Raw genomic sequence first — 25,463 nt, 5'->3', positions numbered from 1 at the left:
TATTTTCTTATACATGTTGCAATACATAATGAAGAAGCGGCTAAACAGGTGCATAATATAGATTTTATAAGAAGACATATAGATGAGAATAGAGAGGAAAAGATTTTCATACCAATAAAAAATGACCTAGTTCTACACTAGGTCATTTTTTATTAACGAGGGATAGATTGCATAACAGATTGTAACGTTACTCTTTCTTCTTCTGTTAATGGAAGAAGCGGTAAACGTACAGAACCTACATCTAATCCAACCATTTGTAACGCTGTTTTTACTGGAGTTGGGCTTGGCGCCATAAATAATGAATCCGTTACTCTTACAAGTAATTGATGTAATTTTTGCGCCTTCTTAAATTCTCCTGCTTGGAATGCCGCAATCATTTCTTGCATTTCATTTCCGATAACATGAGATGCTACAGAAACGATACCTTTCGCTCCAACTGCCATAGCTGGTAACGTTAAACCATCATCACCGCTGTATACTGCAAAGTCGTCCGCTGTTTTTTCAATGATTTCTGTCATTGTTAACACATCGCCGCCTGCATCCTTAATCGCAACAATGTTTTCTATTTCTGATAAACGAACAACTGTATCAACGGAGATTTGTACAATAGATCGTCCTGGAACGTTATATAGCATAACCGGAAGCGGCGTGCTTTCAGCAATTGCTTTAAAGTGCTGATACATTCCTTCTTGGCTCGGTTTGTTATAATACGGTGCTACTAGCATTACTGCATCAACACCAACCTCTGTTGCCTTTTTAGTTAAGTCAATAGAAGCATGCGTATTATTGCTACCTGTTCCAGCGATTACGGGCACCCTTTTATCGACAACAGATACGACATGGCGATATAACGCTACTTTTTCTTCTGAAGTTAATGTAGGAGATTCTCCTGTCGTTCCTCCTACCACGATTGCTGTTGTACCGTTATCTATTAAATAATTTACCAATTTCGTTGTCTTTGCAAAATCGATATTTCCGTTTATATCAAACGGTGTTACCATCGCGGTTGCAATTGTCCCAAAATCTATCATGGTCTCACTCCTTATTGTTCCAGTTGCTTTTCTTTTGAAAGCTCAAACGCACTATGTAATGCATTTACAGCTTCCACTAAATCAGTTTCTTTTACAAGAACCCAAATTGTCGTATGGCTATCTGCAGATTGCAGAATTTGAACACCTTTTTCCGCTAAAGCTGTAACGATTTTCGCAGTAACCCCTGGGTATCCTGCCATTCCAGCTCCTACAATAGATACTTTTGCACAATGCTCTGTCACAATTGGCTCATATCCAAGGTTCTGTAATAATTCAACTGCACGATTTGATACATTATCACTCACCGTATAAGCTACCCCAGTAGGTGAAATGTTAATTAAATCGACACTTATTCCTTCATTCGCCATTTCTTTAAACACATGCTGCTGCAAATCAAATGCTGTTTCTTTTGCAAGCACTTTAATTTGCGTTACGTTTGATACGTGAGCAATACCTGTAACAGGGCGTTCTTCTACATCACGGCCTTTTGTAGCACCGTCAGATGCTGAAATAAGCGTACCTTCACTATCAGAATACGTAGAACGTACACGAAGCGGTACTTTAGCATGCATCGCAATTTCCACTGCCCGTGGATGAACAACTTTTGCACCTTGATATGCCATGTTACAGATTTCGTTATACGTTACTGTTTGAAGATGACGTGCATCTTTTACGATACGAGGATCCGCAGTCATAACACCTTCTACATCTGTAAAGATATCGATATATTCAGCATGAAGCGCAACACCTAAAGCTGAAGCTGAAGTATCGCTACCACCGCGTCCAAGTGTTGTCGTATCACCTTTTTTCGTTTGCCCTTGGAATCCTGTAACGACGATTACATCTACATTTTCTAACTCTTCATGTATACGATCGCAATTCATTTCAATAATCTTAGCATTCGTAAAATCAGCATTTGTTACAAAACCAGCTTGTGCACCATTGAACGCTGCCGCTTTTATACCGTTCTCATTTAACATATTAGAGAAGACGATTGCTGAGATTAATTCTCCGCATGATAATAATAAATCTTGCTCACGATTAGAAATGTGAGATTCCTCTTGATTTACAAGACTTAACAAAGTATCAGTTGCATATGGTTCACCTTTACGGCCCATAGCAGATACGACAGTAACTACTTTATAACCCGCATCTAGCGATTTTTTTATATGATGAAGCGCATGCTTACGTCCATTTTCATCACGTACGGATGTGCCACCAAATTTTTGAACAATAATTTTCATATTTTGCACCTTCTCTTAGCCGTTTACACTAATTGTAATTTTACTAAGCGCTCTGCAATTTGAACAGAATTCCATGCAGCGCCTTTTAATAAGTTATCAGATACGACCCAAAGATGGAATCCTTTATCGTTATTTAAATCTTTACGGATTCTTCCAACGAATACTTCGTTTTTACCTACTGCAGTAGCTGGCATTGGATATAACTGCTCTGCTGGGTTATCTTGCAGAACGATACCTTCCGCATTTGCAAGTAAGCTCTTTAATTCTTCTACTGTTACGCCTTCTTTTTCTACTTCGATGTAAACAGACTCAGAGTGACCTGATACAACTGGTAAACGTACACATGTTGCCGCTACTTCTAATTCAGGCATATGCATAATTTTTTTCGTTTCATTAATCATTTTCATTTCTTCAAACGTAAATCCATTATCTTGGAACTTATCAATCTGCGGAATCGCGTTGAAAGCAATTTGGAAATGTTTCTTATCACCTGATACAGGTAAAACATTCGCCTTCACTTCTTCGCCATTTAAGATTGCTTGTGATTGTTCATGAAGTTCTTCAATCGCTGCCGCACCAGCACCTGATACAGCTTGATATGTGGAAACGATTACTCGTTTTAAACCATATTGCTGACGAACTGGCTCAAGAGCTACTACCATTTGAATTGTAGAACAGTTTGGATTTGCAATGATACCATTATGTTCTTTTAAGTCGTTTTCATTTACTTCAGGTACAACAAGTGGCACGTTTTCTGTCATACGGAATGCACTTGTATTATCAACAACAATCGCACCGCGCTTTGCTGCTTCTGGCGCTAATTGTTTTGATACAGATCCACCAGCACTAAATAGTGCGATATCTACTCCTTCAAAACTTTCAGGAGTTGCCTCTTGAACTGTAAATTCTTCGCCTTTAAATACAAGTTTCTTACCTGCAGATCGTTTAGATGAAAGTAACGTTAACTTCCCGATTGGAAATTCTCGTTTCTCTAAAGTATTTAACATTTGTTCACCAACTGCGCCGGTTGCTCCAACTACAGCGACATGAAAAGTTTTTTGCTTTTCCATCACTATGCCCCTTTCTAGATACCAATCCTTCTATAACTTAGAATTAGAAGGAGTATAGAATACCCCTTCTAATCTTAATAACGTTAATTTTATCATATTCTACAGTAAGAATGATGGTTTCATCAAAAATTGTCCGTTTTTTTTCGTTTTTTAATTCATATATCTGAATTTTTCTACGACAACCGGTTGCAATTGCTTACCTTGCAGCGCTTCTAATACTGTATCTTCCAGTAACTCCATACGAGCTACCATCGAGTTTGGTTTTTTCTCTGGTGCATCTTGACCGAATGGGACGAAATAGATGTTTTTTGTCGCCATTAGGCGCATCAGATTTACTCCATTAAGTCCTAAAGCATCATTCGTCGAAACAGCCAATACGACAGGCTTGCCATTTCTTAGCGTCGCTTTCGCTGCCATTAATACCGGAGAGTCTGTCATTGCATTTGCAAATTTACTCATAGAATTTCCTGTTAATGGTGCAATTACCATACAATCTAGTGGGATTTTAGGTCCTAATGGTTCCGCACCAACGATTGAATTAATCGCTTTAAATCCTGTTACTTCTTCAATCTTTTTAATCCACTCTGCTCCCTCACCAAATCTCGTATTTGTTGATTGAACAGTGTAAGAAACAATGGGACGTACTTCTGCTCCCTCAGCAATTAATTTTTCTAAATGAGGCATTACTTCTTCGTACGTACAATGTGAACCCGTAAAACCAAATCCTATTCTTTTCCCTTTTAAATTCATTCCCCATTCTCCTTTCTTGCTATTACTTCTTCTGCCAGTAACTGAGAAAGAACGTTCGCTAAAATTTGTCCTGCTGTTTTTGGTGCAACAATACCGGGTAATCCTGGTGCTAATAGCGCTTTGACTCCTCTTTTTTCCGCATATCTAAAGTCGGTACCGCCTGGTTTAGAAGCTAAATCAATTACTAACGTATGAGCTGGCATTTTTGAAATGACATTCGCTGTCACAACGAGATGCGGAATTGTATTAATGACAATATCGATAGTCCCTACTTCTTTCTCAATGTCCTGCATATGAAAAGGAGAAAACATCATTTCTGTAATACGTGCAATATGTTCCGATCGTCTTGCTCCAACTTTGACATGGGCTCCTAATGATTGAAACGCTCTGGCAACACTCATCCCTGTTCTACCAAACCCTAAAACCATTACATTGGAACCATGAATTGTATAGTCGGTATGTTGAATTACCATCATTAATGTACCTTCTACAGTTGGAATAGAATTGTAGATTGCCACATCATCACGATCAAATAATTTAATAAGTTTGCGGTTTGTAGTAGATACGAGATTTTCCAAGTAAGGCGTACCAATACCTGAATATATAGTAAAATGTTCTGGTGTATTTTCAATTTGTTCTTTCGTTATAGAAACTTTTTCGTTTGAAAAAATAGTATCTACTTCTCCCTTGGCATTTGTACCTGCAACTGGCAAAATAATTGCATCTAAAGAAGTGAAATCTAAATTTTGTATACTTTCTTTTGCTGCCCCTGTGAAGCCATGATCTAACTGATCAAACCCTATCAATGAAAGTTTCGCATCCAATTCAACTAGCTTACGGATTACTTCTAGCTGTCTTGCATCTCCTCCTATGACAGCAATATGCATCTCAGTCAACATTCCCTAATTCACCTTCTTTTTCTTTCATTTATAAGAAAAGTGCCTACTTTTTCTTTTTCCTCCACATCATATGTAATGTACGAGTTTTAGGTGATTGAAAAACAAAAAGCACCCATCATTTATCCCGCTATTTGTATGCAGGAAGGCCCCCACCTCAAAATTCGATATATGAGAGAACTTTATGCTGGATTTTGATTTCCAGGAAAACATCGATTCATGCATGCTTTTACTCAGTGTAAAATGAACAAAAAAAGATGACCAAAATGGCCATCTTTCACTTCGAATTTAGACGATCTGTAATATCACAAAGGATCATATCATGCCCGACTTTCTTAATTTGGCTCCACGCTACTCTTACTTCTTGTGGTTCCTTTTTAAAACCTCCCCATTTCCCAGCAGGTATGATAAGAGCCTCTATTTGACCATCCTTCTCATCAATCTCTAAATCCACATAACCTAAAACTCCCATTTTTTCTGCTCTTTCTAGATTTACAATCTCTTTACCACTTAATTCACTTAATCGCATATACTCTCCCCCTACCGAAATTATTCATTTAAGTTATCCATAATTAGTACCTATTCTGTATATCCCCAAAAAATAACCGTATCTCATTTAAAAGAGATACGGTTATTTTTACATCATACAAAGCAATTATAGTTTTATTCCTTTTGGAAGTTTTCCATCTGGACTAATTAATGCTGCAGAGAATTCATCTGTAAACATGTTACGAATTAGCTCATCTACATTTTCTTTTGTTACAGTGTTTACACTTTCAATAATCTCATCAAGTGAACGATGCTTACGAAGTAGCAATTCATTTTTACCATTACGGCTCATGCGACTATTTGTACTTTCTAAACTTAACATTAAGTTTCCTTTTAATTGCTCTTTACTATTAACAAGCTCTTTTTCTGTAATACCTGTATTTTTCAATGTTTCTAGTGTTTCTTGCATTGTTTCATACAGTGTATCTAATTGTTGGCTACCTGTTCCACCATACAGTGTTAACATACCTGTATCTTCATAAGAAGAATGGTAAGAAAATACTGAGTAGGCTAACCCGCGTTGCTCACGTACTTCTTGGAATAAACGACTACTCATACTGCCGCCTAAAACGTTATTTAATACAATTAAGTTATAAATATCTTCGTGTCCCATTTGTAAGCCTTTATATCCTAAACATAAATGAGCTTGTTCTGTTTCCTTTTTACGTGCTACCTTATTAAAATGGAAAATTGGGCTATGTACTTGTTCACGGTTTGTTGTTCCTTCGTAACTACCGAAATATTGCTCTACCGTTTGTAAGAAGGCTTCATCAATATTTCCTGCAACTGAAACAACTACATTTTCAGGTGTGTAATGATCTTTTATATATTGGCGTAGCGTATCACCTGTAAACGTATTAAGCGTTTCTTCTGTTCCTAAAATAGGATATCCAAGCGGATGCGTTTCATATGTTGCTTTCGTTAACATATCATGCACAATATCATCTGGAGCATCTTCGTACATTTTAATTTCTTCACATACGACATTCTTTTCTTTTTTCAGTTCTTCCTCATCAAATGTTGAATTAAAGAACATATCTGCTAATACATCTAAAGCATATTTAGCATGCTCATCTAGCACTTTTGCATAGTAACAAGTATATTCTTTTGAAGTAAAAGCATTCACTTGCCCACCAATGCTATCAAATGATTCTGCAATTTCGCGTGCACTACGTGTTTCCGTCCCTTTAAAGAACATATGCTCTAAAAAGTGAGAAATCCCGTTATTTTTTTCATTTTCATTTCTTGATCCCGCATGGATCCAAATACCAATCGCAACCGATCTTACAGTTGGTATATTCTCCATAACTATTCTTACACCATTTTTACAAGTATATTTTTTAATCAAAAACTTTCCTCCTACTGCCAGTTTCTCTAAATAAATGCTATTATTTAATGATAACAAGTTTAAGGATGAATGTCATGCAAATGTATTTAATCCACACGTTTTTCATCCAGTAATTCTGTTATATTCCCTACTTTATATCCTTGTTCCTTCAATTTTGTAATCATTGTATCTAATGCTTCTGATGTAGATGACGTAGGATGCATTAATACGATAGCACCTGGATGTATTTTTCTCATTACTCTCTGCAATAGTACATCTGGCTCTGGTCGCTTCCAATCGATTGTATCGACAGTCCACATAATCGTTCCCATTTGGTAATCATCTGCAATTTTCACGACTTCATCCCGAAAACTTCCACTCGGCGGTGCAAACCATCTCACCTTTTGATTCGTAGCTGCTTCGATCATCCGATTTGTTTTTTGTAACTGATCTCGTATTTCATCAGACGATAGCGTTTTCATATTCGGATGTGTGTAAGAATGATTTCCGACTTCTTGCTTTGCATCGACAATCATTTTTGCGAATCGCAAATTTTCTTTCACCCAACGTCCTTCCAAAAAGAACGTCGCCTTCACATCATGTTTTTTCAATATCTCTAATATACGAGGCAAATACTCGTTTCCCCATGCCACATTGATTGTTAATCCTACCATTTTTTTATTTGGATGTCCCCTATAAATTGGTGCTGGTGCTAAATCTTCTAAGTGGACACTCGGTGATACTTCCTTGAATTCAAGATGTTTTTGATTAAATCCCTTTAGTTTCTTCATATTATTATAGGATGCTTCAATATCAACTTGTCTCCCATTATATCCCGGTGTTGCTTTCCATATCTTATCAATCATCGCATTTTGAGGTGCAATCTCATATTGTTTTGCATGCTTTTGAATTTCTTCATACAAGTTATCTTGTGCAAAAACGGAATAAGAGCCTACACTAATATATAAAAAGAATATACATATGTATGCCAATATACGAGCTTTCATATAAACCCTCCCATTAACTATATAAAAACATTTTTCTTCTTATCTTTGTTAATTTGAGCGTTATAATGAAAACTATACCTATACTGACATAAAAATATATATAAATCATATTTTTTACATAACAAAAAAGCCAGTTAAACTGGCTTTTACTTATTGCTGCTCTTGTTTGTTTTCTTCTTTAGCAGCTTCTTTTTCTTGCTCTTCTTTTAGCAATACTTTTCTAGATAGATTCACACGACCTTGCTTGTCAATCTCGATAACTTTAACTGTAATCACATCACCGATTTTCACAACGTCTTCTACTTTACCTACACGCTCTAGTGCAAGTTCAGAAATGTGAACTAATCCATCTTTACCGCTGAATAATTCAACGAAAGCACCGAATTTCTCAACACGTTTCACTTTTCCTTCGTAGATTTCACCTACTTGTACTTCGCGAACGATATCTTCGATAATTTTCTTAGCTTTGTCATTCATTTCTTGATTTATTGAAGAAATGAATACTGTACCATCTTGCTCGATGTCAATTTTAACGCCAGTTTCTTCAATAATTTTATTGATTTGTTTACCGCTCGGTCCGATAACGTCACGGATTTTATCTGGATTAATTGTCATTGTAATAATCTTTGGAGCGTACGCTGATAATTCAGTACGTGGCTCTCCAATAACAGATAACATATGATTTAGAATGTGCACACGACCAACTTTCGCTTGTTGTAATGCCTCTTCTAAAATTTCACGAGATAGACCATCGATTTTAATGTCCATTTGTAGTGCAGTTACACCTTGCGCTGTACCTGCTACTTTAAAGTCCATATCACCTAGATGATCTTCCATACCTTGAATATCAGATAAAATTGTGTAATGCTCACCAGTTTTAACTAGACCCATTGCAATACCTGCAACTGGAGCTTTAAGTGGAACACCAGCATCCATCATTGCTAAAGTACTACCACAAATACTTGCTTGTGAAGTAGAACCATTTGATTCTAAAACTTCAGATACAAGACGTACTGTATATGGGAAATCTTTTTCAGATGGAATTACAGGCTCAAGAGCACGTTCTCCTAGTGCACCGTGACCAATTTCACGACGACCTGGTCCACGCATCGGTCTTGTTTCACCAACACTAAATGATGGGAAATTGTAATGGTGCATAAAGCGTTTTGATTCTTCCACACCAAGACCATCTAAAATTTGCACATCGCCTAATGCACCTAATGTACAAATACTTAATGCTTGTGTTTGTCCACGAGTGAATAGACCAGAACCGTGAGTACGAGATAAAATGCCAACCTCTGATGCTAATGGACGAATTTCGTCACCTTTACGGCCATCTGGGCGGATTTTTTCAACTGTAATAAGACGACGTACTTCTTCTTTTACAATTTTATATAAAATCTCACTTACTTGTCCTAATGTATCAGCGTCAGCTTCCTGCGCTTCGTAATGCTCAATTACACGCTTTTTCACTTCATTAATTGCATTTTCACGTGCATGTTTCTCATGTACTTGAATTGCAGAATGCATATCCTTCTCAGCCATTTCACGTACAGCTTGGTTAAGATCAGCGTCAACTTCATAAAGTTTCACTTCTGATTTCTCTTTACCTACAGCTTGTACAATCTCTTCTTGGAATGCAATTAGACGTTTAATTTCGTCATGACCAAACATAATTGCTTCTAACATTGTTTCTTCAGGCACTTGATCTGCTCCTGCTTCAACCATGTTAATTGCATCTTTCGTACCAGCTACAACAAGGTGAATATCACTTTGTTCTTGCTGTTCTACCGTTGGGTTGATAACGAATTCGCCGTTAATACGACCAACTGTTGCACCCGCGATTGGACCTTCAAATGGAATATCTGAAATCGATAACGCTAATGAAGAACCAAGCATTGCTGCCATTTCAGAAGAACAATCTTGATCAACACTCATTACAATGCTGACAACTTGTACTTCGTTACGGAAACCATCTGCGAAAAGTGGACGAATTGGACGGTCGATTAAACGACTTGCCAAAATTGCTTTTTCACTTGGACGACCTTCACGTTTAATGAAACCGCCAGGAATTTTTCCGACTGCATATAAACGCTCTTCATAGTTTACTGTAAGTGGGAAGAAATCTACATTTTTTGCTTCTTTTGATGCAGTTGCTGTAGATAGAACCGCTGTATCGCCATATCTTACTAATACTGCTCCGTTTGCTTGCTTCGCAAGCTGACCTGTTTCAACTGTTAGCTGACGACCAGCTAAATCTATCGAGAAGACTTGCTTTTCTTGACTCATTTAAGTACCCCTCTCAATTTAAAGTATTCAATTCTTCTATGTAAATGGATAGTATATCACAATATTCTACCTCTAGTATTACCGAAAATGAAGTAAGCTATAAAGAGTAGAAGATATATTTTTACCTAACAAAAAAGCGGGAATATTCCCGCTTCTTTGACTATCGACGTAAGCCAAGCTTTGTGATTAATTCACGGTAACGTGTGATATCGCTATTACGAAGGTAAGTTAGTAAGTTACGACGTTTACCAACCATCTTTAATAGACCACGACGTGAATGATGATCTTTCTTGTGAGTACGTAAGTGCTCGTTTAGAGTGTTAATTTGCTCCGTTAGGACAGCAATTTGAACCTCTGGAGAACCAGTATCAGTCTCATGAGTTCTAAATTGTGCAATGATTTCATTTTTACGCTCTTGTGTTAAAGCCATCCTATTTCACCTCCTATTAATTAAACCCCCAATTACCTAGCAAGCGTCGGTGAGTCGCAATGCCAAGCAATGGTTGTCATAAAGTACATAACATAGAATACTACTTTTCATTTGAAAAAGCAAGTATATTCTTTTCGTTCGCAAAATATTCTTGTGCTGTTTTCTTATCTTTTGCGATTTGTTCAACTAACTCATCAATGCCATTGAATTTCTTCTCTTCTCTTATACGCATATGCCACTCTACCGTAACATTTTGATCATATATGTCGTTGTTAAATTCAAATAAATGCACCTCAATAGATAATTGACGCTCATCTTCTTTAAACGTTGGTTTATATCCAATATTACATACACCGTCGTACCATTCACCGTGAACTTTTAATCTCACTGCATAAACACCTACAGGTGGTAATAGATACTCATCACTTAAACCTACATTAGCTGTCGGAAAACCAATTTGACGTCCACGTTTATCACCGTGTACAACCGTTCCCCCTACTGTATATGCTCTACCTAAAATAGATGGAATTTGTTCCATTTCGCCATTTCGAATTAATTTTCGTAATGCTGTAGAACTTACTTTCTCTTCTTGAAATTCAACTTTTTCAATCACAGTCTGTGTAAACTCCCCTCTTGCATGAAATGGTAAAGTCTCCATCTTTCCTTTTCCTAAACGTCCATATGAATAATCAAATCCTGCTACTACATGCTTTACATTTAAACCAATAATATAATCATCTACAAATTGTTGTGGCAATAAGCCTGCAAATGATTCTTCAAATTTAACAACATATAATATATCGATACCTAGGTTTTCGACTATTTTTTCTTTATCACACATTGGTGTAATATACTCGGCATGCGCTTCTTTTTTACCTAAAACAACAGATGGATGCGGGTAAAATGTCATAACTGCACTTTTATATCCTCGTTCATCCGCTATTTTTTTCGCAGTTCGAATCACACATTGATGCCCTAAATGAATGCCATCAAAAAATCCCAATGCCATTACAGTAGGTGGCAATTCTAATTTATTTTGTTCATGTGGATGAGTTAAATGAATAAGTTTCACGCTTGAATTCACCTTTTTCTGTAATAATCCTTCCAATAATTCATTATAGCTTTAGTTCTTGATTATTCACAAGTACTTTCATCGGCTTTAGCATACCAGGGTGTTTTGGATGGTGCTCATAAATTGCAAGACAGCGATCATTTTTATCAAACACTGTTATAAATGGCGCTGTTATTTGCAATTCATTTTTTAAAAACATACCATTCTTTATTTTCTCTGCTTGCTTTTCATCTACAACCATTTTCGGGAACTTACTTAATGCTTCATCAATTGAAATGAAGATAGACTCTACTGTTCCATTTTGCACGTTTTCTTCAATTTCTTCAAATGATATGCAATCTTCTAATATAAATTCACCAGAAGCCGTTCTTACAAGGTGAGACATATGTGATGGAAAACCAAGTTTTTCACCAATCATTACTGCTAGCGTTCTTACATATGTTCCTTTACTACACGTTACACGGAAACGGAATGAAATATTTTCTCCTTCAAATACTTCTCTATCGTCTAATAATACAAATTCATGAATTGTAATTGTACGAACTGGACGTTCAACCTCTTGTCCTGCTCTTGCATATTCATATAATTTTTTTCCGTTAACTTTTACAGCCGAAAACATCGGAGGCATTTGCTCAATCGTACCTGTTAATGCCGCAAGAACCTCTTCCACTTCCTTACGAGTAATAACACGATCTATATGTTTCGTTTCCACAACTTCACCAGAAGCATCTTCAGTTGTTGTTGAAAAACCTAATGTCACTTCGCCTTCATATGTTTTCGTTTCACTTGTTAAAAATTGTGCAATTTTCGTTGCTCGTCCAACACAAATAGGTAATACTCCTGTTACATCTGGATCTAATGTTCCTGTATGACCAATTCGTTTCTCACGCAATATCTTTCTTAGTTTAAATACACAATCATGTGATGTCATGCCTTTTGGTTTATGTAATAATACTACACCTTCCATATATGTTCACCTCATCATATTTCTTTCATAATAAATATCCAAAACTTATTTTGCATTGAAAAAATGGATAGACAATTGTCTATCCATTATTCTTCACGTTTACCTTCTTTATTAATTTCATGTAAAAGTGTATCAATTCGATGACCGTACCCAATAGACTCATCAAATTCAAAGGAAATTTCTGGTGTTTTACGAAGACGAATACGTTGGCCAATTTCTGAACGAATGAAGCCTTTTGCCTTCGCTAAACCTTTTAATGTACTTTCTTTCTGTTCTTCGTCACCTAAAACAGAAATATATACTGTAGCAATTTGTAAATCTCCACTCACTTGTACATCTGTTACTGTAACAAATCCAACACGTGGATCTTTAATTTTACGACTGATAATGTCGCCTAATTCTTTTTTCATTTGCTCGCCTACACGGTTTGCACGTAATTTCATAACTCTTCACCTCATTCAGTACCATTCCAATTGTGTTATCGTACGTTCAATTTCAGGAAATGAATCGATGTACTCAAGTACACGATTCATTTCTTTTTCACAAATAACACGATTTGAGGATACGGAAACAATTGCAATTTCTGTACGTTGCCATACATCTTGATGCCCTACTTCTGAAACAGCAACGTTATAACGTTGCTTCACACGAGTTAGCACCCTTTGCAAAATTGCTCGTTTCTCTTTTAAAGAATGCACATCGTAAATCATACACTCGAATGAGAGTGAAGCGATAATCATCGCTTCACTTCTTCCATAATGTACGCTTCAATGATGTCCCCTTCTTTAAGATCATTATATCTCTCAATTGTAATACCACACTCATAGTTTTGTGCAACTTCTTTTACGTCGTCTTTGAAACGTTTTAACGTATCAAGTTGACCTTCGAAAATTACTATACCATCACGGATAATACGAACGCCACTATCACGTGTAATTTTACCGTCTATTACGTAACAACCTGCGATTGTTCCCACTTTTGTTACCTTGAATGTTTGACGAACTTCCGCTTGACCGATTACTTTTTCTTCGAATTCTGGATCAAGCATACCTTGCATTGCTAATTCAATTTCTTCGATTACTTTATAGATAATGCGGTGTAAGCGAACATCAACGTTCTCTAATTCAGCTGTACGCTTCGCGTTCACATCTGGACGTACGTTAAATCCAATTACAATTGCATTAGATGCAGAAGCTAAAATAATATCAGATTCTGTAATCGCACCTACACCAGTGTGAATGATTTTAACTTTTACGCCTTCAACATCAATTTTACGAAGTGATGCTGCCATCGCTTCAACAGAACCTTGTACATCTGCTTTTACAATTAAGTTGATTTCTTTTACATCGCTCTCTTGGATTTGTTGGAATAAATCTTCAAGGCTTAATTTAGATTTCTCACCACGTTGTGCAACTAACGCTTCTTGTGCACGTGATTCACCGATTTGACGAGCTTTCTTCTCATCAGCGAATGCCATGAAACGATCTCCAGCCTGTGGTACTTCATTTAAACCTGTAATTTCAACAGGAGTTGATGGACCAGCAACTTTTACACGACGACCAATATCACTTACCATTGCACGAACACGTCCGAATGAAGTTCCAACAACAATTGGATCTCCAACTCGAAGTGTACCGTTTTGAACAAGTAACGTCGCGATAGTTCCTTTACCTTTATCAAGTTGTGCTTCAATTACAGTACCAGTTGCATAGCGATTTGGATTTGCTTTATATTCTTCTACTTCACTTACAAGAAGAATCATTTCTAGTAAGTTGTCAATTCCTTCACCTTGAATTGCAGAAATTGGTACGAAGATTGTATCTCCACCCCATGCTTCTGGAACTAATTCATATTCTGTTAATTCTTGCATTACGCGATCAGGATTTGCCGCTGGTTTATCCATTTTATTCACAGCAACAATAATTGGTACTCCCGCTGCTTTCGCATGGCTAATCGCTTCAACTGTTTGTGGCATAACGCCGTCATCAGCTGCAACAACAAGGATTGTAATATCCGTTACTTGCGCACCACGAGCACGCATCGTTGTAAATGCCGCGTGACCAGGTGTATCTAAGAATGTAATCTTCTTATCATTTACTTCAACTTGGTATGCACCAATATGCTGAGTAATTCCACCTGCTTCGCCTGCAGTTACTTTTGAGTTACGGATAGAGTCAAGTAATGTTGTTTTACCATGGTCAACGTGTCCCATGATTGTAACTACAGCTGGACGTTCTTTTAAGTTCTCTTCATCATCTTGCTCATCGATGAATGTTTCAAATTCAGTTTCACTTACAACTACTTCTTCTTCTACTTCAATACCGTAATCAGTAGCAATTAACTCAATTGTATCTTTATCTAAATCTTGGTTAATTGTTGCCATAATTCCAAGCATGAAGAGCTTCTTAATAATTTCAGATGGCTCTTTGCTTAATTTTTTAGCAAGCTCGCCTACAGTAAGGCTTCCAGAGAAAGTAATTTTATCTGGTGTTTCTACTATTTGCGTTTGTTGTCTTCCAGCAAAGTTATCCTGACGTTTGTCTTCATTTCCTTTGCCTTTTTTCTTTTTCTTATTGCTGTTCTTTTTACTACGAACAACTTTTTCTTCTACTTCAAACTCATCTGCAACAGAAGGTTTTTCAGTTTGGTATTCATTATCTAATTTGTTTACTACTTCATCTTCTAACATTGTCATATGATTCGAAACCTCGATATTCATCTCTTTAAGTTTTGTCATAAGATCTTTACTTGAGATATTATTTTTTTTTGCATATTCATGTACTCGAATTTTACTCATACCTTCACCCCCGGTAATTTGTATCGAGCATGCTACGTAGCTTTTTCGCAAAGCCTTCATCTAACACAGCTACAACGACTCGCTCGTCTCTCCCAATCGCATGCCCTAATTGTTGTCGATTTTCGACTTTTTTCATTGGTACATTGTAGTACGTCGTTTTATCAGTGATACGTTTAGTAGTGTTCGCTGACGCATCTTCAGAAAGCAATACGAGCTTTGCTTTACCACTTCGTACTTCTTTTAAAACGAGTTCTTCACCCGAAATGATTTTTCGAGCGCGATTTGCTAGTCCTAAAAACGATTTCCAATCGGACACTTATTTCGACTCCTTCTCAACAAGCTCGAGAAGCTCTTCGTACAGAGAACTGTCGATTTTCGCTTTTAGATGATGTTCCAAAATGTTTTTCTTTTGGGCTTGCATAATGCATTCTTTATCTTTTGACAAATATGCACCTCGTCCTGATTTTTTTCCAGATAAATCAATAGACACTTCGCCTTCTTTGGAACGAACAATGCGAACGAGCTCTCGTTTTGATTTCATCTCTTGCGTCGCAATACATTTTCGTAACGGAACTTTTCGATTGCTCATACTCATCACCTCTATTCGATTTCGTCTTCAACTGAATCGAATCCGAATGCGATTACGCTATCTTCTTCTGTCACAATTCCAAGTTGTTTCGCATCAGACTCACTTTTAATATCAATTTTCCAACCTGTTAATTTAGCTGCAAGACGCGCATTTTGTCCACGCTTACCAATTGCTAATGACAGCTGGTGGTCTGGAACAACAACAGTTGTTGCTTTTTCATCTTCATCTACAAGTACTTTAACAACTTGTGATGGGCTTAAAGCATTTGCAACATATTCAACTGGATCATTTGACCAGCGAACGATGTCAATCTTTTCACCTTTTAGTTCATCTACAACGCGTTGTACACGTTGTCCTTTCGGTCCTACACAAGAACCCACTGGATCAACATCAATGTTTTCTGCATGCACAGAGATTTTAGAACGATCTCCTGCTTCGCGCGCTACAGAGCGGATTTCTACAGTTCCATCATAAATTTCTGGAACTTCCATTTCGAATAAACGTTTTAAAAGACCAGGATGTGTACGTGATACGTAAATTTGTGGTCCTTTTGTTGTCTTTTCTACTTTTGTAATAAATACGCGAATACGATCATGTGGCTTATATTGCTCATTCGGCATTTGCTCACTCACAGGTAATAAAGCTTCTACTTTGCCTAAGCTTACGTAGATGAAACGAGCATCTTGGCGTTGTACAATACCAACCATAATGTCTTCTTCACGATCACTAAATTCTGAGTAAATAACACCACGTTCTGCTTCACGAACTCGTTGTGTTACAACTTGTTTTGCAGTTTGCGCTGCAATACGACCAAAATCTTTTGGCGTTACTTCAATTTCTAGTACGTCGCCATCTTGGTAGTTTGGATTAATTTGTCTTGCCTCTTCTACAGAGATTTCAAGACGTGGATCAAACACATTATCAACAACGTCCTTACGTGCTAAAACTTGGATTGTTCCCACTTCTGGGTTAAAGCTCACACGAACGTTTTGTGCTTGGTTAAAATTGCGTTTATAAGCAGAGATTAATGCTGCTTCAATCGCATCAATAATAATATCTTTGCTAATTCCTTTTTCTGACTCTAATACGAGCAAGGCATCTAACAACTCAGTGCTCATGAAGATCCCCCTTCTAACTAAAACGTAACAGCAAGTCGCGCATTTGCAACTTTGTCCATTGAAATTTGGATTTCTTTTTTACGTGTTTTAATTGTTAATAATAGTGTAATTGTAGTACCATCGTAGGAAAGTAGCTTTCCTTCAAACATCTTTTCACCATCAATCGGCTCATATGTTTTAATTGCCACTTGTTTTCCTACCGCTTGCTGGAAGTCTTTCTCTTTCTTTAATGGGCGTTCCGCTCCAGGAGATGATACATCCAAAAAGTAAAGATGAGGAATTGGATCCTCTTTATCTAAAGCTTCGCTTAAACGTTCACTTACCGCACCGCATTCTTCAATGTCGACTCCCTTTTCAGAATCGATGAATACGCGTAAGAACCAGTCTTGTCCTTCTTTCACATACTCTACATCTACAAGTTCAAGATTTAACTCTTCAACGATTGGCTGTGCAAATGCTTCTACAACTTCTGTGACTTTCTTATCCATAAACAGCCTCCTTCCTGCCGCCATGTACCATTTACAAGAAAAGACCCCGTCCACAGAACGGTCTATCTTATTCTTTCTCGTTAGCTAACAAAAGCCCCTGCCGGTTAAGCAGGGAATATCTGTCTTAGTATTACCAAATTTAAGAAGTAAAACTTGTAACAAAATATGTATATACGACAGAAATTTCTTACCTCTCTACATCAATAAAATGTAGATAGTAACACGAAAGAGTGGGTTTCCCCACTCTTTTTTTCACACAATATACATGACATGGTTATCTCGGTTAATAGTATACCATAGCAAATATTGATTTGCAAAGACTTTTCCTACCTATTAGAACAGGGATAACTGGTTTTGATCCGGCAAATCTCCTAAACAACCTTGACTATCTAAATACTCAATAATTGTTTTCGAAACCTTACTGCGCTGCTGCAAGTCTTCTTTTGATAAGAAGTCTCCATTTTTGCGCGCTTCTACAATGCTTAAAGCTGCGTTTGTACCAAGACCAGGCACGGCATTAAATGGCGGTATTAATGAGTCTCCATCAATAATAAAGTCTGTTGCATGAGAGCGATACAAATCAACCTTTTGGAATGAGTATCCACGCTCACACATTTCAAGTGTCATTTCTAGTACCGTTAATAAACTCTTCTCTTTCGGCGCTGCATCCAAACCTTTTTGCACAATTTCATCAATTCTTACACGTATAGATGCTGAACCTTTCGCCATTGCCTCCACGTCAAAGTCATCTGCACGAACCGTAAAGTATGCCGCATAGAACAGAAGCGCGAAATGCACTTTAAAGTATGCGATACGTACGGCCATAAGTACGTAAGCAGCCGCATGGGCTTTAGGGAACATGTACTTGATTTTCTTACATGAATCAATATACCAACCTGGGACGTTATTACTTTTCATGTCCTCTTCCCATTCTTCTGGTACACCTTTACCTTTACGTACCGATTCCATGATTTTGAAGGCTAATGATGGATCTAAACCTTGATAGATTAAATAAACCATGATGTCATCACGACAACCGATAACTTCACTCAGCGTACATGTACCGTTATAAATTAACTCGTTTGCATTACCAAGCCATACGTCCGTACCATGTGATAATCCAGAAATTTGGACTAACTCTGAGAATGTCGTAGGTTTCGTCTCTTCTAACATCTGCCTTACGAATTTCGTACCAAACTCCGGTATACCAAGTGTACCTGTTTTACAGTTAATTTGTTCTTCCGTTACACCTAACGATTCTGGTCCGGAGAAAATTTTCATTACTTCTGGATCGTCCGTTGGGATTGTTTTCGGATCAATACCACTTAAATCTTGTAACATGCGAATAACAGTCGGATCATCGTGTCCTAGTATATCAAGTTTCAATAAATTATCATGAATCGAGTGGAAATCAAAGTGTGTTGTTCTCCACTCAGCTCCTATTGAATCTGCTGGAAACTGTATTGGTGAAAAATCAAAGATGTCCATGTAATCTGGCACAACGATAATACCACCTGGATGCTGTCCAGTTGTACGTTTTACACCTGTACATCCTGCTACTAAGCGGTCAATCTCTGCATTTCGAATCGTTAAATTATGATCATTTGCATAACCTTTTACATATCCATAAGCAGTTTTTTCCGCAACTGTACCAATCGTCCCAGCACGATATACATAATCTTCACCGAACAGTACTTTCGTATAGTTATGGGCACGTGGTTGGTATTCCCCGGAGAAGTTCAAATCGATATCGGGTACCTTATCTCCTTTAAATCCAAGGAACGTTTCGAACGGAATATCATGTCCGTCTTTCACATACGGAATATTACATGCCGGACATTCTTTGTCTGGTAAGTCGAAACCAGAACCTACCGAACCGTCATTAAAGAACTCGGATTGCTTACAATTCGGACATACATAATGTGGTGGTAATGGATTTACTTCTGTAATTTCCATCATCGTTGCAACGAATGATGAACCTACCGATCCACGCGAACCTACTAGATAACCGTCTACTAATGATTTTTTTACGAGTTTATGTGAAATTAAATAAATTACGGCAAATCCATGCCCAATAATACTTTTCAATTCTTTTTCTAAACGCGCTTCTACAATTTCAGGTAACTCTTCACCATAAATGCTACGGGCCATTTTATAACTCATATCACGTGTTTCATCATCCGCACCTTCAATTTTCGGTGTATATAGATCATCTTTTACTGGATGAACATCGCCAATTAATGATGCAACCTTTTGCGTATTCGTTACAACAATTTCTTTCGCTGTATCTTCACCTAAAAATGAGAAACACTCTAGCATTTCATCCGTTGTACGAAAATGTACAGGCGGTAATGAATGTCGGTTTAACGGGTTTGCTCCGCCCTGTGAACTAACTAAAATTTTACGATACATTGCATCTTCTGGATCTAAGTAATGCACGTTCCCTGTAGCGACAACTGGTTTATCTAACGTCTCACCTAATTTTACTAAGTTAGAGATAATTGTTTTTAATTGCCCCTCATCTCGAACAAGTTCACGCTCTACTAAATGACGCAACACCTCTGGAGGCATTACTTCAATGTAATCATAGAACTGTGCAATTTCTTCTACCTCTTCAGGAGCTTTTTGCATCATCGCCTCAAACACTTCACCTTTATCACAAGCCGTTCCTACTAAAATTCCTTCACGATATTTTTTTAATAGTGATCTCGGTACACGTGGTACACGGTAAAAGTAATTCAGGTGAGAATATGAAACAAGTTTATATAAATTTTTCAATCCAACATCTGATGTAGCAAGTAATGTCATATGACTTGGACGTCCGCGCTTATACGCATCTCCTTGTCCCATGCTATCGTTTAATTGATCATGGTATTCAAATCCTTTTTCAATTACATCTTTTAACATTTTCACTAGTAAATATCCCGTTGCTTCTGTATCATAAATCGCACGGTGATGCTGCGTTAATTCAATATCAAGCTTTTTACACATCGTATTTAATCGATGATTTTTCATTTCCGGGAATAAGAATCGTGCAAGTTCTAACGTATCAATAACTGGGTTATTCGTTTTTTCTAGTCCAGCCTTTTTAAAACCTACGTTAATAAAGCCCATATCAAAGCTCGCGTTATGGGCAACAAGTGTATGGTCGCCCATCCATTCTTCAAACTTTTTAAACACTTCGTCTACTTCTGGTGCATCCGTTAACATATCATCTGTAATACCCGTTAATTCAATAATCGTCGCTGATAATGGTTGATGTGGATTTGCGAAAGATTCAAAGCGATCAATGATTTCGCCACCCTTTACTTTTACGGCAGCCAACTCAATGACTGTATCGTATACAGCTGATAAACCTGTCGTCTCAACGTCGAAAACAACATACGTTTCCTCTGCAAGTAAACGATGCGCTTCGTTATACGCTATTGGTACACCGTCATTAACTAAATTCGCTTCTACACCGTATATAACTTTAACTCCAGCCTTTTTCCCCGCAGAATATGCTTCCGGGAACGACTGAGCCACAGCATGGTCTGTAATCGCAATAGCCTCATGTCCCCATTTACCTGCTTGGGCAACAAGTCTAGAAACAGGAGTAACAGCATCCATTTGGCTCATCGGAGTATGAAGATGAAGTTCTACTCGTTTTTCACCTTCTGGCGCTTTATCTTTACGAGACGGTCCTGTTATTTCATTAATATCATTTGCAATCATTACTAAATCTCGAACGAATGTATCATTTTGGACAGAACCACGAGCCTTCACCCACATTCCTTTTTTCAAGGATTGTAGCATTGGAATATCTTCTTTATCACGTGAGAACATTTTAATCATAATAGAATCTGTATAATCCGTTATTTTTAAAGTTAATAACGTACGCCCACTACGAAGCTCTTTTGTCTCCACATGGAAGACATATCCTTGAACCGTTTTTCTTCTTTCTTCATCTTGAATTTCTCGCATCGGTGTAATCTCTTCATCTGGCTTAATAAGATAGCCGAGTGTGATCGGTCCTTCATGCACAACGCTGCTTTCTTCAGCTTGCTTCTTCGCCATTTCTTCCATAGCTTGTATAACACGCTCACGGTCTTCTTGCTGCGTTTGCTCACGAAACTTTTGCATTTCTTCTGTATTTTGCTGTATATGTGTGTCTAACTGGAAACGCGGGAATCCAAAAGCTTCGTATTGATCCCCTACTGGTTTCGCAACGTTTTTCTTTAAAGCAGTAGATTCTAGATCATTATTCACATTTATTAGCAACTTCACTCCATTCACCTGTGGAAGCTGTTTCTTTAAGTAAGCAAACATAGGTGAAAATGTAATTCGTTCCGTACAAAGCGGCCAATACGCCCTCACTTCTTCTTCTGTAAATTGTTTATTCTCTGTTTCTAATGCAAATGTTGTGCTTGCAATATGAGAAAATGATTGCTTAATCTTTGTTTCTAGCAATTCATATAATTCTGTAGGCAAAATACGTGGCACTTGTAAATCAAAATGCCAACTTTTATTCGTTTTATCGATAACGAGCCTTTCAATACCACCGCCTTGTAAATATTGATTTATAAGGTCGTCTGGTATTTGCAACTGCTGGAGCAAAATTTGAAATCGCTCTTGTTGTTCATTTGTTAAAGACATAAGCACTCTCCTTCCATTTGCTATTATAAATTGAAACGTACTACAAAGAAAGATTTCTCCCTTCTTCTTTTACAAAATACGTTTACAAAGAAAGAGAAGGTACCTCATTACGAGGTACCTCTTCTTATTTTAAAATATTAGCAATATATGTTTGAAGTTCTTCTACTTTTACTTCTTCAGACTCGCCTGTAGCACGTACTTTCACTTCTACAATACCTTCGTCTGCTTTTTTACCAACTGTAACGCGAACTGGAAGGCCGAATAAATCTGCATCTGCAAATTTAACACCTGCACGTTCTGCACGATCATCTAGTAATACTTCATATCCTTGCTCTTGTAATGAGTTATAGATGTTTTCACCCATTTCACGTTGTGCATCAGATTTCATATTTACTGGAATTACATGCACATGGAACGGTGCAACAGCTTTCGGCCAAACTAAACCGTTCTCATCGTTAAACTGCTCTGCAATTGCTGCCACTGTACGAGATACACCAATGCCGTAACAACCCATAATAAGTGGTTGTGTTTTTCCATTTTCATCTAGGAATGTTGCGTTCATTGCTTCACTATAACGAGTTCCTAATTTGAATACATGACCAACTTCAATTCCACGTGCGAAAAGAATTGTTCCGTTTCCGTCTGGAGATTGGTCTCCTTCTTGAATGAAGCGTAAATCTGTATATTGACTTACTTTAAAGTCACGTTCTGGATTTACATTTACATAATGGAATCCTTCTTCGTTCGCTCCTGAACATCCGTTAACAATTGATGCTACAGCGTGATCAGCAATAATTTCGATATCATCTGCTACACCAATCGGTCCTAATGAACCAACTTCACAATTTAATAATTCTTTTACTTCTTCATGAGAAGCAAGCTCAACAACTGAAGCGCCGTATACATTTTTCACTTTCACATCGTTTACTTCGTGATCACCACGAACAAGTACAACTACTAATTTCTCATCTACTTTAAATACCATAGACTTAATGCACTTGTCAGCTGCAATGTTTAAGAATGTAGATACTTCTTCAATTGCTTTTTGGTCTGGTGTCGCTACTTTTTCAAGTGCTTTCTCTTCTTCGTCACTCTTCGTATACGTAGCTACAACAGGAGCCATTTCGATGTTCGCTGCATAATTAGATGTATCAGAGTATGCAATTGTATCTTCACCAACATCAGATAATACCATAAATTCATGTGTATCTTTTCCGCCCATTGCTCCAGAATCAGCAATAACCGCACGGAAATTCAAACCACAACGAGCAAAAATGTTAGAGTATGCTTTGTATAAGCGATCGTATACTTCATCTAAGCTCTCTTGTGTAGCATGGAAAGAGTATGCATCTTTCATTAGAAACTCTCTTCCACGTAATAAACCGAAACGAGGTCTTTGCTCATCACGGAATTTTGTTTGAATTTGGTATAATGTTAACGGCAATTTTTTATATGATTTCACTTCATCACGCACAAGATCCGTAATTACTTCCTCATGTGTCGCCCCTAATGCGAATTCACGAGCGTTACGATCTTTCATACGCATTAATTCAGATCCGTAAGAATACCAACGACCTGACTCTTGCCATAATTCTGCAGCTTGCATTGCTGGCATTAATAATTCTACCGCGCCTGCGCGTTCCATTTCTTCTCGCACGATTCGTTCTACTTTGTGTAGTACTTTTAATCCAAATGGTAGAAAACTATAAATACCAGAAGCATTTTGACGCATAAAACCTGCGCGAAGTAATAACTGATGACTCTTAATCTCCGCATCAGCTGGAACTTCACGTAATGTAGGACTGAATACCATACTTTGTTTCATTTATTCGCACCTCTTCATTTTACTCTTACACGCAGTAAAACCCCTCACCTCGAGTTAGGTGAGGGATTTTATTCTACGGGCTTTATTTCATTATAAGTTTCACTTTATTTTACAAGAAAAACTTACGAATGTCATTCCAAGTTACAACTAACATAAGTAACATTAATAATGCAAAACCAATAAAGTGAACCATTCCTTCTTTTTGACGGTCAATTGGTTTCCCGCGCAATGCTTCAATTAAGAAGAAGAACAAACGTCCACCGTCTAAAGCTGGAACTGGTAATAAATTAAATAAACCAAGGTTAATACTTAATACTGCTGCTAAACTTAATACACGCGTAAATCCATAATCTACAACTTGATCTGTTAGATTATAAATTCCTACTGGACCTGACAACTCATTAATAGAAAATTGACCAGTTACTAATTTCACAAGAGACTCAAAAATTAGTTTCGTCCATTGGTATGTTTGTTCAAAACCTGATTTAATAGAACCCATTACTGTTTTCTCTACTGGAGAGTAAACACCAATTCTACCAACTTCTTCTTTACCTTCTTTATCGAGCGTTGGCGTTACTTTCACATTAAATTGTTCACTATCACGCTTTACTTGTAATGTAATCTCTTTATTCGGGTTTTCACGTACAATGGTAACAACATCTTTCCATGTGCTTGTGTTTTTCCCATCAATTGCTTGAATTGTATCATTTTCTTTTAATCCAGCTTGCTCTGCAGCACTATTCTCCATTACTTTTCCGACCATTGGCTTGTCAATAGGAACCCCTTGTACAAATCCAAGAATCACAAAAATAACAAAAGCTAAAATGAAGTTCATTGCAGGACCCGCAAAGATCGTTAAAGCACGTTGACCCAATTTCTTAGAGCCAAACTGCCTATTATACGGAGCAATTTGAATTTCTTCACCAGCAGTAATGATACGAGCCTTTTCATTCACTCGGAATGTTTGCAACTCTTCCTCATACTCTTCATAGCCCGAAATTGTTAGATTATGTTCTAAATCAGCTTGTTCGACTTCAATGACACGAACATTTGGATACTTTTCATATCCATCAAAAACTAATTTTGCAACTTCGTCTTTTTCATTTAATACAAGGCCAACCTTTTTCCCTGGCTTTAACTCCACTGTGTCTGCATCCTCGCCAGCCATTCTTACATAGCCACCAAGAGGCAGTAATCGAATCGTATACACCGTTTCATTCTTTTCAAATGAGAATATTTTCGGACCAAAACCAATCGCAAACTCGCGGCATAAAATACCTGCTCTTTTTGCGAAATATAGATGCCCTAGCTCATGGAAAAATACGAGTGCACCGAAAATTAATATAAAGGCAATCGCTGTATTCAATTCCATAACCACC

At 37.4% G+C, this 25,463-nt stretch carries 22 protein-coding genes; all 22 read right to left on the bottom strand.

Annotation, left to right across the window (positions count from 1 at the left end):
- Positions 1 to 152: 152 nt before the first annotated feature.
- Positions 153 to 1,031, bottom strand: a complete 879-nt coding sequence (dapA, locus tag V7S50_RS02855) for a 4-hydroxy-tetrahydrodipicolinate synthase (protein ID WP_000564761.1) — start codon at positions 1,029 to 1,031, stop codon at positions 153 to 155.
- 11 nt (positions 1,032 to 1,042) lie between these two features.
- Positions 1,043 to 2,275: an aspartate kinase gene (gene dapG, locus V7S50_RS02850; RefSeq protein WP_063221065.1), complete on the bottom strand. Its 1,233-nt coding sequence runs from the start codon at positions 2,273 to 2,275 to the stop codon at positions 1,043 to 1,045.
- A 23-nt stretch (positions 2,276 to 2,298) separates the two neighbouring features.
- Complete coding sequence (asd, locus tag V7S50_RS02845) at positions 2,299 to 3,345, bottom strand: aspartate-semialdehyde dehydrogenase (RefSeq protein WP_063221066.1); 1,047 nt, start codon at positions 3,343 to 3,345, stop codon at positions 2,299 to 2,301.
- Between the two features lie 150 nt (positions 3,346 to 3,495).
- Positions 3,496 to 4,095, bottom strand: coding sequence for a dipicolinate synthase subunit B (gene dpaB / locus V7S50_RS02840; RefSeq protein WP_098555003.1), 600 nt, complete (start codon positions 4,093 to 4,095; stop codon positions 3,496 to 3,498).
- Complete coding sequence (gene dpaA, locus V7S50_RS02835; RefSeq protein WP_063221113.1) at positions 4,092 to 4,994, bottom strand: dipicolinic acid synthetase subunit A; 903 nt, start codon at positions 4,992 to 4,994, stop codon at positions 4,092 to 4,094. Before dpaA ends, dpaB begins: the two co-directional genes overlap by 4 nt.
- Before the next feature lie 274 nt (positions 4,995 to 5,268).
- On the bottom strand, positions 5,269 to 5,520 hold the full coding sequence (locus V7S50_RS02830) for a YlmC/YmxH family sporulation protein (protein ID WP_063221114.1): 252 nt from the start codon (positions 5,518 to 5,520) through the stop codon (positions 5,269 to 5,271).
- 126 nt (positions 5,521 to 5,646) lie between these two features.
- Complete coding sequence (locus tag V7S50_RS02825) at positions 5,647 to 6,888, bottom strand: M16 family metallopeptidase (protein WP_063221115.1); 1,242 nt, start codon at positions 6,886 to 6,888, stop codon at positions 5,647 to 5,649.
- Between the two features lie 86 nt (positions 6,889 to 6,974).
- A complete protein-coding gene (locus tag V7S50_RS02820; RefSeq protein WP_063221116.1) occupies positions 6,975 to 7,874 on the bottom strand; it encodes a polysaccharide deacetylase family protein in 900 nt (299 codons plus the stop codon).
- A 150-nt stretch (positions 7,875 to 8,024) separates the two neighbouring features.
- Positions 8,025 to 10,163 carry a polyribonucleotide nucleotidyltransferase gene (gene pnp, locus V7S50_RS02815; RefSeq protein ID WP_063221117.1) on the bottom strand — a complete coding sequence of 713 codons (2,139 nt, stop codon included), beginning with the start codon at positions 10,161 to 10,163 and terminating at the stop codon, positions 8,025 to 8,027.
- A gap of 160 nt (positions 10,164 to 10,323) precedes the next feature.
- Positions 10,324 to 10,593 (bottom strand): 30S ribosomal protein S15, encoded by a 270-nt coding sequence (rpsO, locus tag V7S50_RS02810; RefSeq protein WP_001229392.1) that lies wholly within the window; start codon positions 10,591 to 10,593, stop codon positions 10,324 to 10,326.
- A gap of 100 nt (positions 10,594 to 10,693) precedes the next feature.
- Positions 10,694 to 11,665: a bifunctional riboflavin kinase/FAD synthetase gene (gene ribF / locus V7S50_RS02805; protein ID WP_242252009.1), complete on the bottom strand. Its 972-nt coding sequence runs from the start codon at positions 11,663 to 11,665 to the stop codon at positions 10,694 to 10,696.
- A 43-nt stretch (positions 11,666 to 11,708) separates the two neighbouring features.
- The gene (gene truB, locus V7S50_RS02800) at positions 11,709 to 12,632 is read right to left on the bottom strand and encodes a tRNA pseudouridine(55) synthase TruB (protein ID WP_242252011.1); all 924 of its coding nucleotides are present in this window, start codon (positions 12,630 to 12,632) and stop codon (positions 11,709 to 11,711) included.
- 86 nt (positions 12,633 to 12,718) lie between these two features.
- Positions 12,719 to 13,075 (bottom strand): 30S ribosome-binding factor RbfA, encoded by a 357-nt coding sequence (gene rbfA / locus V7S50_RS02795; RefSeq protein ID WP_000776443.1) that lies wholly within the window; start codon positions 13,073 to 13,075, stop codon positions 12,719 to 12,721.
- Positions 13,076 to 13,090: 15 nt separating this feature from the next.
- Positions 13,091 to 13,372 (bottom strand): DUF503 domain-containing protein, encoded by a 282-nt coding sequence (locus V7S50_RS02790; RefSeq protein ID WP_000582364.1) that lies wholly within the window; start codon positions 13,370 to 13,372, stop codon positions 13,091 to 13,093.
- Positions 13,369 to 15,429, bottom strand: coding sequence for a translation initiation factor IF-2 (gene infB / locus V7S50_RS02785; RefSeq protein ID WP_063221120.1), 2,061 nt, complete (start codon positions 15,427 to 15,429; stop codon positions 13,369 to 13,371). Before infB ends, V7S50_RS02790 begins: the two co-directional genes overlap by 4 nt.
- Before the next feature lie 4 nt (positions 15,430 to 15,433).
- A complete protein-coding gene (locus tag V7S50_RS02780; protein ID WP_001286522.1) occupies positions 15,434 to 15,745 on the bottom strand; it encodes a YlxQ family RNA-binding protein in 312 nt (103 codons plus the stop codon).
- Positions 15,746 to 16,018, bottom strand: a complete 273-nt coding sequence (gene rnpM / locus V7S50_RS02775; protein WP_000071125.1) for an RNase P modulator RnpM — start codon at positions 16,016 to 16,018, stop codon at positions 15,746 to 15,748.
- 11 nt (positions 16,019 to 16,029) lie between these two features.
- Positions 16,030 to 17,136 (bottom strand): transcription termination factor NusA, encoded by a 1,107-nt coding sequence (nusA, locus tag V7S50_RS02770; protein ID WP_000102598.1) that lies wholly within the window; start codon positions 17,134 to 17,136, stop codon positions 16,030 to 16,032.
- Between the two features lie 17 nt (positions 17,137 to 17,153).
- A complete protein-coding gene (gene rimP, locus V7S50_RS02765) occupies positions 17,154 to 17,624 on the bottom strand; it encodes a ribosome maturation factor RimP (protein ID WP_000359096.1) in 471 nt (156 codons plus the stop codon).
- Positions 17,625 to 17,957: 333 nt separating this feature from the next.
- A complete protein-coding gene (locus tag V7S50_RS02760; RefSeq protein WP_242252012.1) occupies positions 17,958 to 22,259 on the bottom strand; it encodes a PolC-type DNA polymerase III in 4,302 nt (1,433 codons plus the stop codon).
- A 124-nt stretch (positions 22,260 to 22,383) separates the two neighbouring features.
- Positions 22,384 to 24,084, bottom strand: coding sequence for a proline--tRNA ligase (locus V7S50_RS02755; protein ID WP_242252013.1), 1,701 nt, complete (start codon positions 24,082 to 24,084; stop codon positions 22,384 to 22,386).
- A gap of 109 nt (positions 24,085 to 24,193) precedes the next feature.
- The gene (gene rseP / locus V7S50_RS02750) at positions 24,194 to 25,450 is read right to left on the bottom strand and encodes an RIP metalloprotease RseP (protein WP_063221123.1); all 1,257 of its coding nucleotides are present in this window, start codon (positions 25,448 to 25,450) and stop codon (positions 24,194 to 24,196) included.
- Positions 25,451 to 25,463 lie beyond the last annotated feature (13 nt).

Origin of the sequence: Bacillus sp. CCNWLW194 (genome assembly GCF_037120585.1) — a bacterium.
Taxonomy (GTDB): Bacteria; Bacillota; Bacilli; order Bacillales; family Bacillaceae_G; genus Bacillus_A; species Bacillus_A basilensis.
This window is presented reverse-complemented; position numbering and strand designations above follow the sequence as displayed.

What these genes read in the sequence shown, in the direction of transcription:
- dapA (WP_000564761.1), bottom strand. Translation starts at nt 1,031, where the DNA reads ATGATAGATTTTGGGACAATTGCAACCGCGATGGTAACACCGTTTGAT.
- dapG (WP_063221065.1), bottom strand. Translation starts at nt 2,275, where the DNA reads ATGAAAATTATTGTTCAAAAATTTGGTGGCACATCCGTACGTGATGAA.
- asd (WP_063221066.1), bottom strand. Translation starts at nt 3,345, where the DNA reads ATGGAAAAGCAAAAAACTTTTCATGTCGCTGTAGTTGGAGCAACCGGC.
- dpaB (WP_098555003.1), bottom strand. Translation starts at nt 4,095, where the DNA reads ATGAATTTAAAAGGGAAAAGAATAGGATTTGGTTTTACGGGTTCACAT.
- dpaA (WP_063221113.1), bottom strand. Translation starts at nt 4,994, where the DNA reads ATGTTGACTGAGATGCATATTGCTGTCATAGGAGGAGATGCAAGACAG.
- V7S50_RS02830 (WP_063221114.1), bottom strand. Translation starts at nt 5,520, where the DNA reads ATGCGATTAAGTGAATTAAGTGGTAAAGAGATTGTAAATCTAGAAAGA.
- V7S50_RS02820 (WP_063221116.1), bottom strand. Translation starts at nt 7,874, where the DNA reads ATGAAAGCTCGTATATTGGCATACATATGTATATTCTTTTTATATATT.
- pnp (WP_063221117.1), bottom strand. Translation starts at nt 10,163, where the DNA reads ATGAGTCAAGAAAAGCAAGTCTTCTCGATAGATTTAGCTGGTCGTCAG.
- rpsO (WP_001229392.1), bottom strand. Translation starts at nt 10,593, where the DNA reads ATGGCTTTAACACAAGAGCGTAAAAATGAAATCATTGCACAATTTAGA.
- truB (WP_242252011.1), bottom strand. Translation starts at nt 12,632, where the DNA reads ATGGAAGGTGTAGTATTATTACATAAACCAAAAGGCATGACATCACAT.
- rbfA (WP_000776443.1), bottom strand. Translation starts at nt 13,075, where the DNA reads ATGAAATTACGTGCAAACCGTGTAGGCGAGCAAATGAAAAAAGAATTA.
- V7S50_RS02790 (WP_000582364.1), bottom strand. Translation starts at nt 13,372, where the DNA reads ATGATTATCGCTTCACTCTCATTCGAGTGTATGATTTACGATGTGCAT.
- infB (WP_063221120.1), bottom strand. Translation starts at nt 15,429, where the DNA reads ATGAGTAAAATTCGAGTACATGAATATGCAAAAAAAAATAATATCTCA.
- rnpM (WP_000071125.1), bottom strand. Translation starts at nt 16,018, where the DNA reads ATGAGCAATCGAAAAGTTCCGTTACGAAAATGTATTGCGACGCAAGAG.
- nusA (WP_000102598.1), bottom strand. Translation starts at nt 17,136, where the DNA reads ATGAGCACTGAGTTGTTAGATGCCTTGCTCGTATTAGAGTCAGAAAAA.
- rimP (WP_000359096.1), bottom strand. Translation starts at nt 17,624, where the DNA reads ATGGATAAGAAAGTCACAGAAGTTGTAGAAGCATTTGCACAGCCAATC.
- V7S50_RS02760 (WP_242252012.1), bottom strand. Translation starts at nt 22,259, where the DNA reads ATGTCTTTAACAAATGAACAACAAGAGCGATTTCAAATTTTGCTCCAG.
- V7S50_RS02755 (WP_242252013.1), bottom strand. Translation starts at nt 24,084, where the DNA reads ATGAAACAAAGTATGGTATTCAGTCCTACATTACGTGAAGTTCCAGCT.